Source organism: Paraliobacillus ryukyuensis (assembly GCF_003315295.1).
Taxonomy (GTDB): Bacteria; Bacillota; Bacilli; order Bacillales; family Amphibacillaceae; genus Paraliobacillus; species Paraliobacillus ryukyuensis.
Genome location: NZ_QNRI01000002.1, coordinates 290,282 through 306,432 on the forward strand (window position 1 = coordinate 290,282; position 16,151 = coordinate 306,432).

The window sequence follows — 16,151 nt, forward strand, 5'->3', positions numbered from 1 at the left end:
AGAGGAAAATGTCGGTAGAAAGGATTTAAGCATGTACAAAGACGAACAGTTAGATGAAGAAAAAGTATTTAAAGACCCTGTACACCGCTACATTCACGTGAAAGATCGTGTAATCTGGGATTTGATTGGGACTGCTGAATTTCAACGGTTACGACGAATTAAGCAACTTGGTACGTCATTTTTAACGTTCCACGGCGCTGAACATAGTAGATTTAATCATTCGTTAGGCGTGTACGAGATTGTCCGACGAATTTTATTTAATTTCGATGGGCGTCCCCATTGGAATAAGGATCAAAGATTGCTCTGTCTTTGTGCTGCTTTACTTCATGATTTAGGTCATGGACCATTTTCACATACGTTTGAAAAAGTATTTAAACTAGACCATGAGGCATTTACTCGTCAAATTGTGCTAGGAGACACGGAGATTAATTATATTTTACGCCGTGTAGAAGAAGATTTCCCACAAAAAGTAGCTGACGTAATTAATAAAACGTATGAGGATAAGCTCGTTGTAAGTTTAATTTCGAGTCAGATTGATGCTGATCGAATGGACTACTTACAACGTGATGCATACTTCACTGGCGTTAGCTATGGGCATTTTGATATGGAACGTATTCTACGTGTGATGCGACCTTTGGAAGATCAAGTTGTCATCAAACAATCAGGAATGCATGCAGTAGAAGATTATATTATGAGTAGATATCAAATGTATTGGCAAGTTTACTTTCATCCAGTTAGCCGCAGCGCGGAAGTAATTTTGACCAAGATTCTCCATCGTGCAAAAGAACTCTATGAAACTGGCTATCAATTTTCCTTAAAACCGACACATTTTATATCCTTCTTCTCAGAAAAAAATGCAGTAGAGGATTACCTCAAGTTAGATGAATCAATTGTACTTTACTATTTTCAAATGTGGATCGATGAAACAGATCCTATTTTAAGTGATTTATGTGTTCGGTTTATTAATCGGAGATTGTTCAAATATGTAGAGTTTAACCCAAATGCACAGATGAAAGAGTGGATGGATCTATACCAACTATTTCAAAAGGTAGGTATAAATCCACAATATTACTTGGTTGATGATTCATCATCTGATCTACCTTATGATTTCTATCGTCCTGGTGAAGAAGGGGAACGTTTACCAATTCATCTATTAATGCCAAATCAAGAACTAAAAGAATTATCTAGACAATCAGATATTGTTGAATCCATCTCAGGTAAAAAACGGACGGATCATAAGCTATATTTTCCAATGGATTTCATAGAAGCTTTACCAGATGACCAACCTGAAAAAAGCGAAATTAAAGCTATATTAGGTTTATCATAAAAAGCTATATAGTAATGTCATATTGTCATTTTTGTAGAAGAGAGAGACTAAAACACACGACTAGTATGTTTGGAATAGGGGCTGTTTTAATATGTTAGCGAATCATGCGAAGCTAATGAAATTTTTTATGAGTTCTGGCGAGATTGTTGGACGAAAAAAATTACAAAAAATGATATATATATTAAAAAAATGTGATGTACCATTTGAAGAAAAATATGAATTTCATTTTTATGGACCGTATTCGGCAGAACTTACCGTACGCATTGAAGAATTATGTAATCTAGGTTTTATCGCAGAACAAAAAGAGAAAAAAAGCAATTATTATCAGTATCGATATACTGTGACAGATAATGGCCAAGACTTTCTTAATCAATCGATGGTGGAGCTGCCGCCTTTTGAAGAGAAGATACAACAGATGAAAGAGAAGAGTTCACGATTTCTTGAATTAGTATCCACCATGTTATTTTTTGATCATTTATCAAACTCAGAAATTGAAGAGAAAGTACAGGTTGTAAAGAAAAGCTCAAATTATACAGCTGAGGATTTGCAGCAAGCGTGGCAATTCATAGAGGAAATGAAGCAACTTCACTAAAGGAAGAGCCTGGTACAAAGCTAGTTTTTAATTACAGTACACGAATGACTGATGAGAACTTAACCATCGCAACTGGAAATACACTCACATTCTGCGGGCAAGGCCTCTGGCACACAGGACGTGGGTCAGTTAGATGTTGTCACAGGACGTGACGGTTTTCGTCTAACTTCTAGCCGCTTTACAAAGGGGATCTTCGGCTCGTGGGACTGCGATTACTCGCCCCATCGAAAACATGCACTGTTCTCGCTAGAGTCTTGTATATTTCCAGTTACTTAGTTATGTTTTCCAACTATAAACGAACGATGGATAAAATAGGTTATCCATCGTTCTATCAGGGATCTTCATTCACTTTTGTCCTAGCTTCCTTTTTTAGTATGTTTTGAAACAAATAAAAAGCTATTATGTTATTAAATATATATTTGTTGTAATAGGAAAGATTACTTCAATCGATTACAAATTGGAATAGCCTTTCTATTGATCACTCAAGCGCTTGCCACCAACTGCATAATGGTTTTTAGGCATATCTTCAATGAAGACAACGACTTTTTCTTTTGTTGCACCAGTTGTTTCCACAACCGCATCTGTTACTTTTTCAACTAAAGCTTGTTTTTGTTCTTCTGTTCTACCTTCTAGCATCTTAACCGTTACATATGGCACTGTAAGACCACTCCTTTTTTCTTCATTATACGATACATAACAAGCATGTTCTACCAAATTTTCATAAGATGAAACCATTATATGATTATGCTACAATACATTTAATAGAAGGTTTGAGGTTTGGGAGGTATAAATCATGTCAGAAAAAAAGAAAAATAACGCTTTTACGATAATGAAAGATGATGCAACAGATGGCCATGGGGGCTATGGCGTTGGATCAATCAGTTTAGAAAATATATCACCTATTATTGTTGACCCAAATGAAGAACGAGCGTTTGTCGATATGGGCGCGATGCATGCACGTAGTGAAGTTGAGCGTCGAGTGAAATTCTTACCTCATAAAGAAGAAGTACCTAATGGTAAATTGTACTGGATTGTCTGGGTAACAGTAGAACGCGGAGAGCAAGGCCCTTATTACCACGGGGTTGCAGGTAGTGAAATTCGAGTAGATCGATCGATTAAACGGGCATACAAATCAATGCCAGAGCATGTAACCCATATGGAGAAATCCATGAAAGGTCATGTTATTGTCGATCACATGGATGACTTCTCCAAGCAATTGTTGGGTGATTTCTTACGCGAATTCAATCCAGAAATGTGGCGAAATGCACCAGAAGAATTACATCAAGCATTACCAGCAAGTGAATAGCAAGTGAATGAAACAGGTTGGCTTATAGTAAAGTCAACCTGTTTGTTTTAGGTTAAGCTATGTTCTAAATGGTGTTATAAGACGAAATCTCCTGCACCAGTATAAGCGATTTGTGCTAAGACGTGATTATAAGACGAAATCTCCTGTGCCAGTATAAGCGATTTGTGCTAAGACGTGATTATAAGACGAAATCTCCTGTGCCAGTAGAAGTGATTTATACTAAAACGTGATTATAAGACGAAATCTCCTGTGCCAGTAGAAGTGATTTATGCTAAAACGTGATTACAAGATGAAATCTCTTGCGCCAGTAGAAGTGATTTATACTAAAACGTGATTATAAGATAAAATCTCCTGTGCCAGTAGAAGCGATTTGTGCTAAAACGTGATTATAAGACGAAATCTCCTGTGCCAGTAGAAGGAATGTGCTCTTAAATTGATCGGTAAGAGCAAATCTAGACTACATGATTACTCGATTTCGTCCTAAGTGAACTCATACGACTAAATCTGCAGCTAGAGTCATATGATTTCACCGTCTTTTCAACTACTAACCTTACAATATATGTTTTCCTATCCAAGAAAACCAACCAAACATAGTTTACTCCTGCGTTCGATGACGTGAGCAATATGTTCTAGGCTCTGTTCCTTTTACAAAATACATCAAGCGACTGGTATCACAGTAAGGTGTGGCCAACCCACCGCTAATGGGATCAACATAAGCAGCAATAATCCCAGAAGGAGCAATAAAATTACTCGGTTCTTTATTCGAATGAATGGCTTCCATCATACTTGCCCAGATTTCTTTAGCGGCATGTTTATCTTTTGTTTTGGTTAATGCTTGATTATCATCATAGCCAGTCCAAACGCCTGTTACTAAATCTGTACTAAATCCAATCATCCAACTGTCGGATGCAGTTGTACCAGATTTTCCAGCATATGTGTGATGCAACGTAGGAGCAATTGACTCCCCTGTTACATGCATGTAGCCATTTAAATTACTGTCAAACATCCCGGTCATTAACTGCGTTAAAATAAATGTAGCCTGTGGATCAAGCTCCTGTTTTAGGGTTGGTTTTTTGTGTTGATAGATTACTTCGCCATCTGCTGTTTCAATTTTTTCTACAGTATATGACGCTACCTCTTTCCCGCCATTAGCGAGCATGCTATAGGCAGAAACCATTTCTCTTACACTAACAGATGCTGTTCCTAATGCTAACGAAGGTACGGCTTTCATCTCACTTGTTATGCCGAATTTTTTGGCAGACTTCACAAGTCGTGCAGGTGTAAGAAATAAATTGGTCTTCACAGCATAAATATTATCACTTACTGCTAATGCTTGTGCTAGGGTTATCTCCTTATCCGCGTAATATCCATTGAAATTACTAGGCTGATAGCTAGAACCATCATCCAGTATAAAAGTAGTTGGCTGACTACGCAAAGTAGTAGTGGCTGTATATCCGTTGCTTAAAGCAGCATAATATAAAAATGGCTTGAAAGTAGACCCAGCCATCCGTTTTGCTTGTGTCGCGCGGTTAAATTGACTTTTCTGATAATCAGCACCACCTATTAAAGCTTCAATCGCTCCATTGACCGGATTCATTGCAATAGCCCCAACTTGCATGTCAGTATCGTCGGGTAAATGCTCATTTTTCGCTTTTTCCAACTGATTTTGGGCAGCTATATCAAGGGTAGTAGTTACATGAAAACCTGCAGTACGAATATTTTGCTCCTTCATTTGGAGGATCTCTTTTAATTCTTCCATGACCACATCTTGATAATAAGGTGCCAAGTTATGTTCATCTTTATTACTAGATTCCCTTATTTCAAGATGTTCATGAGTCGCTAAGAAATGTGCAGTTTCTGAAATTTCTCCTTGTTTATAAAGTAAATCAAGAATGTTCTCTTGTCGTTGCTTGGCCTGATCCAAATGAAGGATAGGGGAGTAATCATTCGGTCGATTAGGAATGCCGACTAATAAGGAAGCTTCTGCAAGACTTAAGTCCGTATTTGCTTTTTGAAAATAAAACTGACTTGCTGCTTCAACCCCGTATATGCCATGCCCATAATAAATGGTATTCAAATATCCCTCTAAAATCGTGTCTTTATCGTAAAATAACTCTAAACGAAGGGCATAGAAAGCTTCTTTTAGTTTTCTACGCCATGTTTTTTCATGGGTTAGAAAAAGATTTCGAGCATATTGTTGGGTAATGGTACTAGCGCCTTCTTCTAAAGAAACGGATTGAATGTTCTTTAGGCCAGCTGCAAGAATTCGTTTACTATCAAAACCATGATGATGGTAAAATCGTTTATCTTCTACTTGGACTGTCGTGTCAATAACATCAGGGTTAATGGCATCTAACTCGACCCACTCTCTTGTTTCCACCCCTTGCTCTTGACCGATTTTTGTTCCATCAGCACTGTAGTAGGTGGTGTTTGCTGCCACATCCAAATCTGGCGGCCCTAGTATTAAAGCGTAGCAGTAAATGGTAATGATGCTACCAACAATTCCGGAGAATAGTAATAAAAAACCATATAAAAAAAAGCGTAACGGCTTATGTTTAATCAGGCGAATCCAACGTCTCATTCGTTTCATTCACGTGTACCCCTTTAGATCTAGCTGTAATCGTAGTATCATTATGGCAAGAATTGTCGATAATTAAACCTAACGGGAATAGAAAGTTTTTTAGAAAAAACATGAAAAAGTATTGCTTTTTTTGCTATATTCTCTAAAATTAATTTGTTTCACACAAAAAAAGTCGCTTGTTAGCGATTAAATAGATCTGATAGATAAAGGAGACAATCAAGATGGATTTATGGTTTACGGAAAAACAAACAAAAGATTTTGGTATTACAGCTAAAATAAAACGTACCTTGCATACAGAGAAAACAGATTTTCAAGATTTAGATATGATAGAAACAAACGAATGGGGAAACATGCTAGTCTTAGACGGTATGGTAATGACGACGCAAAAAGATGAGTTTGTCTACCATGAAATGATTAGCCATGTACCACTATTTACCCATCCCAATCCCCAAAATGTCCTTGTTGTTGGTGGAGGAGATGGCGGTGTAATTCGAGAAATTTTAAAACACCCATCGGTCCAAAAAGCAGTATTAGTAGAAATAGATGGAAAAGTAATTGAATATTCTAAGCAGTACTTGCCTGAAATTGCTGGAAAATTAGAAGATCCTCGTGTGGAAGTAAAAGTGACAGATGGTTTCATGCATATTGCTGAAAGTGAAGATGCGTATGACATTATTTTAGTAGATTCAACCGAACCGGTAGGGCCAGCTGTACAGTTGTTTTCTAAAGGTTTCTATGCAGGAATTTCAAAAGCGTTAAAAACGGATGGGGTATTTGTTGCCCAAACAGATAATCCATGGTTTAAAGCAGATCTTATTCAACAAGTGTACCAAGATGTAAAAGAAATTTTCCCGATTACTAAATTGTACACGGCAAATATTCCTACCTATCCAAGTGGACTATGGACATTTACAATGGGAAGTAAAACACATCATCCTCTAGAGGTGAAACAAGATCGTTTTCACGAGATAGATACCAAGTATTACACAGAAGAGATTCACCAAGCTTGTTTTGCGTTACCAAAGTTTGTTAAAGATTTAACGAAATAAGGGGGAATAGAGATGCGCTTTGATGAAGCTTACTCTGGAAAAGTATTTATTATGTCACGACCGACATTTGAAGAATCAAAAGCAGTGATTTATGGCATGCCAATGGATTGGACCGTTAGCTTCCGCCCTGGTTCACGCTTTGGACCAAATCGAATTCGAGAAGCTTCTATTGGTTTAGAAGAATATAGCCCATATATGGACAAGCATATGGAAGAAGTGGCTTACTTTGATGCTGGTGATATGCCGTTACCATTCGGGAATCCGCAACGAAGCATTGAAGAAATCTATTCATACGTTAAACGTTTATTAGAACAAGAAAAATTTCCTTTAGGGCTAGGTGGCGAACATCTCGTTTCATGGCCAATTTTTCAAGCCATGTATGAAAAATATCCTGATCTTAAAATTATTCATATCGATGCGCATGCTGACTTAAGAGAAGAATATGAGGGAGAAAAACTATCTCATTCTACCCCAATTCGAAAAGCATGCGAATTAATTGGCCCAGAAAATGTCTACTCGTTTGGGATTCGATCTGGTATGCGTGAAGAGTTCCAGTATGCGAAAGATAGTGGAATGTACATGGCACGATATGAAGTAGCCAAACCCTTGGCAGAAGTTTTACCTTCGTTAGCCGGACAGTCGGTTTATGTAACCACCGATATTGATGTCTTAGATCCTGCCTTTGCTCCAGGAACAGGTACTGCTGAAGCTGGAGGTATTAGTTCAAAAGAATTATTAGAAGCCATTCAATTAATTGCCAATTCGGATATAAATGTAGTTGGGGCAGACTTGGTAGAAGTTGCACCAAACTACGATCCAACTGAACAAACTACCATTGCTGCTAGTAAATTTGTCCGTGAAATGTTATTAGGTTGGGTAAAATAAAGAATGATTTTTGCGCTTTTGCTTAATAAAGTAGAAGCGCATTTTTCTTTATCACGTTTTTGTGATAAACTTTTACAACAAAATGATAAAAAATCGACATAATCGCTTGTGTTTACGCACATTCATTTCTATACTAAAAGTTATGTAATGAAAAAGGGGATAGACGATGAACGGAAACCAACTTCCTGTTTCGATACGATTAGTAACAGAAATTAGAGAACTAGGCGAAAAAGCTGTGACAGTTATAGAAGAGCCAGGAACTTTTCTCCAAAAAGGAAATATTGCAGTACTAAAATTCATCGAACATCGAGAAGACGAAGAGACGATCGATTCGCTGATTACGATTTCAGAAGATAAAGTAAGTATTAAACGCACAGGTGCAGTAGACATGCACCAACAATTTAAAAAGAAGCAACGTACGGAAAATGTTTATCGACATGCTCACGGTACGATACATATGGAAACACATACCGATCAGATTACGTATCAAGAACTAACTTCCCGTCAAGATGGGAAACTGTTTATAAGCTATACCACGAAATTAAATGGAGAAGGTAATCGCAGACATCGATTAACATTACAATTCAAGGAGGCCCCACAATGAACAGTGTGCAAGAAATTCAAGCAACATTAAAAAGTGAGATAAAGCAAGCGATTCTACAAGCGGAATTAGCAACAGAAGCAGAATTACCTGCGATTGAATTAGAAAAACCAAAAGAGAAATCACACGGTGATTATGCAACGAATATCGCGATGCAGCTTGCTCGCATTGCGAAAAAAGCACCGCGTCAAATCGCTGACGATATCATAGCCAAATTGGATCAACAAAAAGCATCCGTTTTAAATGTAGAAATCGCAGGTCCTGGCTTTATTAACTTTTTTATGGATAATAGTTATTTAACTGACTTAATTCCAGAGATCTTACATAAACAAGCTGACTACGGTAAATCCAATACTGGAAACAATCATAAAATTCAAGTGGAATTTGTTTCTGCCAATCCAACAGGTGATTTGCATTTAGGACATGCCCGTGGCGCATCCGTTGGTGACTCGCTATGTAATATTTTAGATGCAGCTGGCTATGACGTGGAGCGTGAGTATTACATTAATGATGCTGGTAACCAGATCAATAACCTTGCTGTCTCTGTAGAAGCTCGTTACATGCAAGCATTAGGCAAGGATTGGTCAATGCCAGAAGACGGTTATCATGGTAAAGATATCATTACCATTGGAAAAGATTTAGCGGATAAATACAGAGATGAATGGGCAAATAAATCAGAGCAAGAGCGTCTAGATTTCTTCCGTTCATATGGCTTAAAATATGAATTGAAAAAATTAGCTGCGGACTTAGAACAATTTGGCGTCACTTTTAATAATTGGTTCTCTGAAACTTCTCTATATGAAGATGGTAAAATTCAACCAGCTCTAAACGTATTAAATGAAAAAGGCTTCACCTATAATCAGGATGGGGCGACATGGTTCCGTACAACTGATTTCGGCGATGATAAAGATCGTGTGCTAATTAAAAATGACGGATCGTATACTTATTTAACACCAGATGTAGCCTATCACAAAAACAAATTGGATCGTGGTTTTGAGACCTTAATTAATATTTGGGGCGCTGATCACCATGGCTATATTCCAAGAATGCGTGCCGCTATTCAAGCTTTAGGTTATGATGCGGATACATTAGAAGTGGAAATCATTCAAATGGTCAATTTATTCGAGAATGGCGAAAAAGTGAAGATGAGTAAACGTACAGGGAAAGCAGTTACTTTAAGAGAGCTAATGGAAGAAGTAGGTGTGGATGCGATGCGTTACTTCTTCGTCATGCGCTCCAGTGACTCTCACTTAGATTTTGATATGGATCTAGCGAAATCAGAATCCAATGATAACCCTGTCTATTATGTGCAGTATGCCCATGCGCGTATTTGCACCATGCTGAAACAAGCAGAAGAAAAAGGATTTAGTTTTGATGAAAATATAAATGGAAGCTTATTAACTTCTGAAAAAGAAGAAGACCTATTAAAACAACTTGGTGCATTTCCACAAGTCGTAGCAGATGCAGCAACGAACCGTACCCCGCACCGTGTTACGCAATATGTATTTGATTTAGCGGCTAATCTGCATAGTTTTTATAATGCGGAAAAAGTATTAGATGCTGATCATCCTGAACGAACAAAAGCACGTCTCGCTTTAATGCAAGCCGTTCGCTACACATTGGTAAATGGATTACGTTTAATCGGTGTTTCTGCACCGGAAAGTATGTAAAACTAATAATAAACAAGGGAGTGTGCGACGTTTATCGTTTTACACTCCCTTCTATTAGCAATATACATCCTACATAGAATAGTTAATAGATGGTTTCTAACAGATCATTTTCAAAGTATTCTATGTTCGCGCAATTTTATTATTTTCTTCATTCATATGAGCTCTCCCTGTGACAGTAGCAGATCCGTTCTTTTTACCATTGTCATACTTTATATGAACTGAAAAGTTATATGTCTAATAAATATTCTATATAATAATAAACTCTCCCTTTTGAAATGTGGGATTTTTCATTTTTTAGCCGCTAAATATGATAGCTTTCCTCTCCATTTATTCAGCAAATAAGCTTTCCAAAATGATAAAGCTCTCCACTTAATAGGTCTGTAGCTGATAGGCATACGATTATTCCCCTACATAAAAATTGCACTTTATTTTCGAGGCCTCTCCACTATTCTTTCCAGTTTAAAGCTTATGATAGATTATCTTAGATGTAGAAAAGCTTATCAAGCCGATTCAAAACCAGAGGGAAAATGGACTTGATATAAAAAAGCAGAATTCCACTTTTTTTAAAAAAAGGCTCTTTCCACTTTGGACTGGAGGTGTTACACTACTTCTTAATATTAAATTTCTGACAATGGAATTTTTGAAATGGGGGAGTAAGGATGATTCGAAAATTAACAAGCCAAGATGATCAGCAGGTACAAGCGTTAATTCAACAAAAACCAGCTGAAAATTTGTTTATTATCGGCGATCTAGAAGCATTTGGGTACGAAGAAGAATTTCAAACTGTGTGGGGAGACTTCGATGACAATCAGAATCTGCGAGCAGTGTTATTAAAATACGAAAAAAATTATCTCCCATTTTCACTTACGAATTTTGATGCGAAAGGTTTTGCGCAAATTATTAACGAAGACCAAAATGAGCCGATGCTTTCTGGTCTAAAGGAGGTTACTGTTGCTCTTGAACCATACTTAACGATTACATATGAAAAGAAACGAGAAATGTATTACGCAAAATGTACCTCAACCGCTGCTTTACCATCAGTAGATACGAGTATAGTAAAACAAATCACGTTGGATGATGTGGAGCGGTTAGGTGATTTTATAACATCAATTCCTGAGTTTGATGCGCTACAATACAATGCTGAAAATAAGCGCAGGAACCTGAAAAAAGGTGTGACAAGAGGTTATTATATCGAAGAAAAAGGTGCTATCATCTCTTCTGCATCGACAACAGCAGAAAATAGCACCTCAGCTATGGTTGTTGCAGTTGCTACCGCCGTGGAACATCAACAAAAGGGATTAGCTACTGTTTGTTTAACAAGGCTTTGCTCCGATTTAATTACGGAAGGAAAACAATTGTGTATCTTCTATGATAATCCGAATGCGGGTAAACTGTATCGACGACTTGGTTTTGAAGAAATTGGCTTTTGGATGATGTATCGCTAATGTAACTGTTACAAAAAAGGCCTGATCATTCGACTAAATACACTTGAGATTTTGGTTGGTAAAGGTATTTTTTTTAGACTTTGCTCTGTTAGTAAAGAACTATCGGCTTTATCCATGGCAAGGGAATGTTTAATCGAAGCGAGCAGGTCATCTTGTTCAGTGACAAGATTAATTTCTTGATTATATAGAAAGCTACGTTGATCAAAGTTGGCTGTTCCAATATCACACCATGTTTCGTCAATCAGCAATACTTTAGTATGATAAAATCCATTTCTATAATAATAAATGGATGCACCTTGTTGGATTAGTTTCTTGAAAAATGGCAAAGCCGCTCCTTTTACGAAAGGGTGATCGGCTTTTTTTGGTACCAAAATAGTCAAGCCTACGCCACGGCGTAAAGCGGTCATTAACGAAGAAAAAATTCGTTTTGTTGGGATAAAATAAGGAGAAGCGATCGTGATGGAATTACTCGCTTGATTGATCCACTCGATCACGTTTTCTTCCAATTGGCCTGCTTCTGTTATTGTTAATGTACAAGCGATTCGATGTTCACTTTGTGACTTGGGCTTTGGTTGTTGGGTGTGATCCCAATCGTAATTAAAGGTTTGGTTAATTGCATCTGTGCATGTATCATCCTGCATTCGCAGATGATAGTCACGCCAGTGTCCTAATTTGTGATCATTCCCAAGATATTCTTTCCCAATATTAAAGCCACCAAAGTACGTGATCTCATCGTCGATTACCGTAACTTTACGATGATTGCGCTGATTTAAACGGTAAAAGAAAAAAGGAAGTTTCGGGGGATTAGCTTTTTTCACAAGCACACCAGTTTGTTTTAACTGCTTGATATATTTTCTTTTTACTTTAAAACAGCCAATCCAATCCATTAATAAATATACCTGAATCCCAGCCATTGCTTTTTCTTGTAAAAGGTTAAAAAATTTCTGGCTAACGGAATCATTCTCAATAATAAAAAAAGAGATCTTGATCGAACGCTTTGCGTGCAGAATATCCTCAAATAGCACATCATAAAACACGTTGCCTTCGGTGATTAATTGCCATTCACGTAATGAACTGGTATTTGCAGAGAAAACAGGCGCCTGTTTACGCATCATTTTATCTCCGATTTTAAAATCAAGCCATATCCCTAATGCTAAAATAATTAAAGTAAGTAGAATGCCTATCCGCATAGTAATGCTCCTTTACAATGTATCTTCTCTAGTTTTCCCGAGAAGCTAAAAATTATAAAAGGCATGATTTTTACGTGCGAATGCGTTACCATTATAAATAAGATGAAAAATGGGAGAGGTGGCAAACATGCAAAGGTTAGTGTTTTTTGTAGGCGTAGCCGGAACAGGAAAGACCACAGTTGCGAAAGAAATTGCTAAACAAATACCATGTGCATTTTTAGACCGTGATACAGTTGGTGGAAGGTTTGTTGAACGGTTTTTAGAAAAAGAAGGTCTGGATAAAAATGATCGAGATTCTGCGTTCTATAAAGATAATTTACGTGATCTAGAATATGATACAACGACAGATATTTGTATGGAAAACTTAGCAGCAGGTCAAAATGTATTTATGATTTCCCCTTTTACTGCTGAATTAAAAAATCCACAATGGATAGAAAATGTATTAAATCAAAGTGGAAAAACAAAGCAAGAAGTAGATGTTAAAGTCATCGCTGTTACACTTGAAGATATTAAAACGCAAAGGGAGCGAATAGAAGAGCGTGGGACAATTCGCGACACGTGGAAATTAGAAAACTGGGATAGTTATGAAACACGCGTGAATTTTGTTCCAACGATTAATTGGGATATACCTGAATCGAGTATCCGTATTTTCGATAATTCAGGTGATCTATCTGAACAAAAGGTGTCAGAGCTAGTTCATTTTATTCAAGCATAATCCCACTTTGCAAGGTGCAGATATTGCAATTTAGTTTTTGTACCCATATAATGTATTGGAGTAACGAAATTTGTTCATGTATAAGGTGAATAACTTCATACATAATCCTAGATAAATAAACAATAGAGGGAGTGCTTTGACGGTGAGCTTGGATAATTTAAGCCGCGAAGAATTACAGGAACTTTCAATGATTGATATCGCTAGTATGATACTACACGAAGAGAAAAAAGCAATCACCTATCAAGATATATATCAAAAGGTAGTTGAATTGAAACAGTTTAATGATGTAGAGCAAGCAGAAAATCTTGCGCAATTCTACACAGATTTAAATACTGATGGACGTTTTCTAAGTGTTGGGTCAGGACTTTGGGGTTTGCGTGACTGGTACCCAGTGGAACAAATCGAAGAAGAAGTAACAGGCGTTCAAAAGAAAAAGAAGAAAAAGAAAAAAACGACTACTAAAAAAGCGAAAAAAGAAGAGAAATATACAGATACAGATAATGATATTACCGAAGAAGAATTGGACTTCGATCAATCTAATTTTGATGATGAAGACGACACGTTTGATAGTTCAAGCAGTGAATCTGCTGAAGATGAAGATTTTGATCAAGACTTCGATGACTTTGACGATGAAAGTCTTGATGATGATTATGAAGACGATGAAGACGATCAAGATTACGATGAGGAAGATGATGATTCAGAAGAGGAAAACAAATAAGGAACTATGCCAGTCCTGTTTAAGCTCAAATTAACACTTGACTTTCAAATGTGTAATGGGTAAAATCTTATTTGGGCTCTATTATTTAATTTATATTAGAATAAACGTCCCCCTATGCGTAGGGGGACGTTTTTTATTTTTTTGTTTAGGCGATCTTTAATTAGTGATAAGTAAATGGGTTATACCTTGCTTGCTAACACATGGCTTTACCCATTTATTACGTTTTTACAAAAAGAGGTTAAAAAGGATAAGTATGAAAAGGACTAATCCATACCACATTATAAAAAGGAAGAGGGATGAAAAGTGACAAAATATATTTTTGTAACGGGTGGCGTTGTGTCATCGATTGGAAAAGGAATTATCGCAGCTTCATTAGGCCGCTTGCTAAAGAATAGAGGATTAAATGTGACGATTCAAAAATTTGATCCCTATATTAACGTAGACCCAGGAACCATGAGTCCCTATCAACATGGTGAAGTGTTTGTAACGGAAGATGGTGCGGAAACGGATCTGGATTTGGGGCACTATGAGCGTTTTATTGATATTAATTTAAATAAATACAGTAACGTGACGACAGGAAAAATTTATTCTACTGTTATTAAAAAAGAACGCCGTGGCGATTACCTTGGCGGTACGGTTCAAGTTATCCCGCATATTACGAACGAAATCAAAGATAAAGTATTTCAATCGGGTAAACAAACTAATGCCGATGTGGTGATCACGGAAATTGGTGGTACAGTTGGTGACATTGAATCATTACCATTTTTAGAAGCAATTCGACAAATCAAAAGTGATATCGGTAAAGAAAACGTGATGTATATTCATACGACGTTAGTTCCTTATATCAAAGCAGCTGGTGAATTAAAAACAAAACCAACCCAGCATAGTGTAAAGGAATTACGTTCGTTAGGAATACAACCAGATGTAATTGTGTTGCGTACAGAAATGGGTATCAGTCAAGAAATGAAAGAAAAAATTGCTTTATTTTGTGATATTAATGAACGAAATGTTATCGAGTCAACCGATGCAGAGACGCTGTATCATGTACCCCTTGCCCTACAAGCGCAACAATTAGACCAAATCACGTGTGAGCATTTTGGTTTAGCATGTCCACCAGCAGATATGATGGAGTGGATCGATTTAGCGGAAAAAGTAAAACATTTGACTAAAACGGTCACTATTGGATTGGTCGGAAAATACGTGGAACTTCCAGATGCTTATATTTCTGTTGTAGAAGCACTAAAACATGCTGGATATGATTTTGATGCAGAAATTTGTGTGCAATGGGTGAATGCTGAAGAAGTAACAAAAGATAATGTAAGGGAATTATTAAGTGGTGTAGATGGCATTCTAGTACCTGGTGGTTTTGGTGATCGTGGGATAGAAGGTAAGATTGAAGCAATTCGTCATGCAAGAGAATTAAAAATACCTTTCTTAGGCATTTGTTTAGGGATGCAATTAGCGACTGTTGAATTTGCTAGAAATGTGGTTGGACTAGCTGGTGCACACTCTGCTGAGATTGATCCAGAGACACCATATCCAATTATTGATTTACTTCCAGAACAAAAAGACATCTCTGATATGGGTGGTACACTTCGATTAGGTGTTTATCCATGTCGCTTAAAAGAAGGAACGAAAACACGTGCTGCTTACCAAGATGAAGATATCGTATATGAGCGTCACCGTCATCGTTTTGAATTTAATAATCAATTTAGAGATCAAATGGAAGCAGCAGGATTTATTTTCTCTGGAACTAGCCCGGATGGAAAATTGATTGAAACAATTGAATTAGAAGATCATCCATGGTTTATTGCATCGCAGTTTCATCCGGAATTCAAGTCACGCCCAACAAATCCACAACGACTTTTCCATGGTTTTATTGGTGCAGCTGTTAAAGAACGATAAGTTTAATGAAAAGGCGGAATTTTTTCCGTCTTTTTTGTTTGGAAAATGAAATACTTGAGAATATTTTTCATGTGAGAGTATTACAAATAGTAGACTATTAGGGGTTTTCTGTGTTTATGAGCGTATGAATTAGCGCGTTTATTCTTTATCAGAATGAGTCAATTTCA

The 16,151-nt window shown here is 37.1% G+C and carries 14 protein-coding genes; 11 read left to right on the forward strand and 3 right to left on the reverse strand.

Going from position 1 to position 16,151, the window contains the following annotated elements; translation table 11 throughout:
* Positions 1–31 precede the first annotated feature (31 nt).
* Both DES48_RS04670 and DES48_RS04675 read left to right on the forward strand, forming a co-directional pair.
* On the forward strand, positions 32–1,327 hold the full coding sequence (locus tag DES48_RS04670) for an HD domain-containing protein (RefSeq protein WP_113867279.1): 1,296 nt from the start codon (positions 32–34) through the stop codon (positions 1,325–1,327).
* 91 nt (positions 1,328–1,418) lie between these two features.
* Entirely contained in the window at positions 1,419–1,919 is a 501-nt protein-coding gene (locus DES48_RS04675) for a YwgA family protein (RefSeq protein ID WP_113867281.1), read from the forward strand.
* A 471-nt stretch (positions 1,920–2,390) separates the two neighbouring features.
* Here DES48_RS04675 and DES48_RS04680 read toward each other — a convergent pair whose 3' ends face one another.
* A complete protein-coding gene (locus DES48_RS04680) occupies positions 2,391–2,576 on the reverse strand; it encodes a 2-hydroxymuconate tautomerase (protein ID WP_245911292.1) in 186 nt (61 codons plus the stop codon).
* A 136-nt stretch (positions 2,577–2,712) separates the two neighbouring features.
* Here DES48_RS04680 and DES48_RS04685 point away from each other — a divergent pair, with 136 nt between their 5' ends.
* On the forward strand, positions 2,713–3,225 hold the full coding sequence (locus DES48_RS04685) for a YwhD family protein (protein ID WP_113867283.1): 513 nt from the start codon (positions 2,713–2,715) through the stop codon (positions 3,223–3,225).
* A 595-nt stretch (positions 3,226–3,820) separates the two neighbouring features.
* On the opposite strand, the gene DES48_RS04690 is transcribed toward DES48_RS04685, so the two are convergent.
* A complete protein-coding gene (locus tag DES48_RS04690; RefSeq protein WP_245911293.1) occupies positions 3,821–5,815 on the reverse strand; it encodes a transglycosylase domain-containing protein in 1,995 nt (664 codons plus the stop codon).
* A 212-nt stretch (positions 5,816–6,027) separates the two neighbouring features.
* Here DES48_RS04690 and speE point away from each other — a divergent pair, with 212 nt between their 5' ends.
* The 5 genes from speE (at position 6,028) to DES48_RS04715 (ending at position 11,456) form a co-directional block, all read left to right on the forward strand.
* Complete coding sequence (gene speE / locus DES48_RS04695; RefSeq protein ID WP_113867285.1) at positions 6,028–6,855, forward strand: polyamine aminopropyltransferase; 828 nt, start codon at positions 6,028–6,030, stop codon at positions 6,853–6,855.
* Positions 6,856–6,867: 12 nt separating this feature from the next.
* Entirely contained in the window at positions 6,868–7,740 is an 873-nt protein-coding gene (gene speB, locus DES48_RS04700) for an agmatinase (RefSeq protein WP_113867287.1), read from the forward strand.
* Positions 7,741–7,906: 166 nt separating this feature from the next.
* A complete protein-coding gene (locus DES48_RS04705) occupies positions 7,907–8,344 on the forward strand; it encodes a YwiB family protein (RefSeq protein ID WP_079710565.1) in 438 nt (145 codons plus the stop codon).
* A complete protein-coding gene (gene argS / locus DES48_RS04710; protein WP_113867289.1) occupies positions 8,341–10,011 on the forward strand; it encodes an arginine--tRNA ligase in 1,671 nt (556 codons plus the stop codon). Before DES48_RS04705 ends, argS begins: the two co-directional genes overlap by 4 nt.
* Positions 10,012–10,670: 659 nt before the next feature.
* Positions 10,671–11,456 (forward strand): GNAT family N-acetyltransferase, encoded by a 786-nt coding sequence (locus DES48_RS04715; RefSeq protein WP_113867291.1) that lies wholly within the window; start codon positions 10,671–10,673, stop codon positions 11,454–11,456.
* A gap of 8 nt (positions 11,457–11,464) precedes the next feature.
* Here the strand turns inward: DES48_RS04715 and DES48_RS04720 are convergent, their stop codons facing one another.
* The gene (locus DES48_RS04720; protein WP_113867293.1) at positions 11,465–12,646 is read right to left on the reverse strand and encodes a phospholipase D-like domain-containing protein; all 1,182 of its coding nucleotides are present in this window, start codon (positions 12,644–12,646) and stop codon (positions 11,465–11,467) included.
* Positions 12,647–12,773: 127 nt separating this feature from the next.
* On the opposite strand from DES48_RS04720, the gene DES48_RS04725 reads away from it, so the two are divergent.
* The 3 genes from DES48_RS04725 (at position 12,774) to DES48_RS04735 (ending at position 15,984) form a co-directional block, all read left to right on the forward strand.
* The gene (locus DES48_RS04725) at positions 12,774–13,361 is read left to right on the forward strand and encodes a P-loop nucleotide/nucleoside kinase family protein (RefSeq protein WP_079710569.1); all 588 of its coding nucleotides are present in this window, start codon (positions 12,774–12,776) and stop codon (positions 13,359–13,361) included.
* Positions 13,362–13,503: 142 nt separating this feature from the next.
* Positions 13,504–14,079 (forward strand): DNA-directed RNA polymerase subunit delta, encoded by a 576-nt coding sequence (gene rpoE / locus DES48_RS04730; protein WP_113867295.1) that lies wholly within the window; start codon positions 13,504–13,506, stop codon positions 14,077–14,079.
* Positions 14,080–14,382: 303 nt separating this feature from the next.
* Complete coding sequence (locus tag DES48_RS04735) at positions 14,383–15,984, forward strand: CTP synthase (RefSeq protein WP_079710571.1); 1,602 nt, start codon at positions 14,383–14,385, stop codon at positions 15,982–15,984.
* The last annotated feature ends 167 nt before the right edge of the window (positions 15,985–16,151 follow it).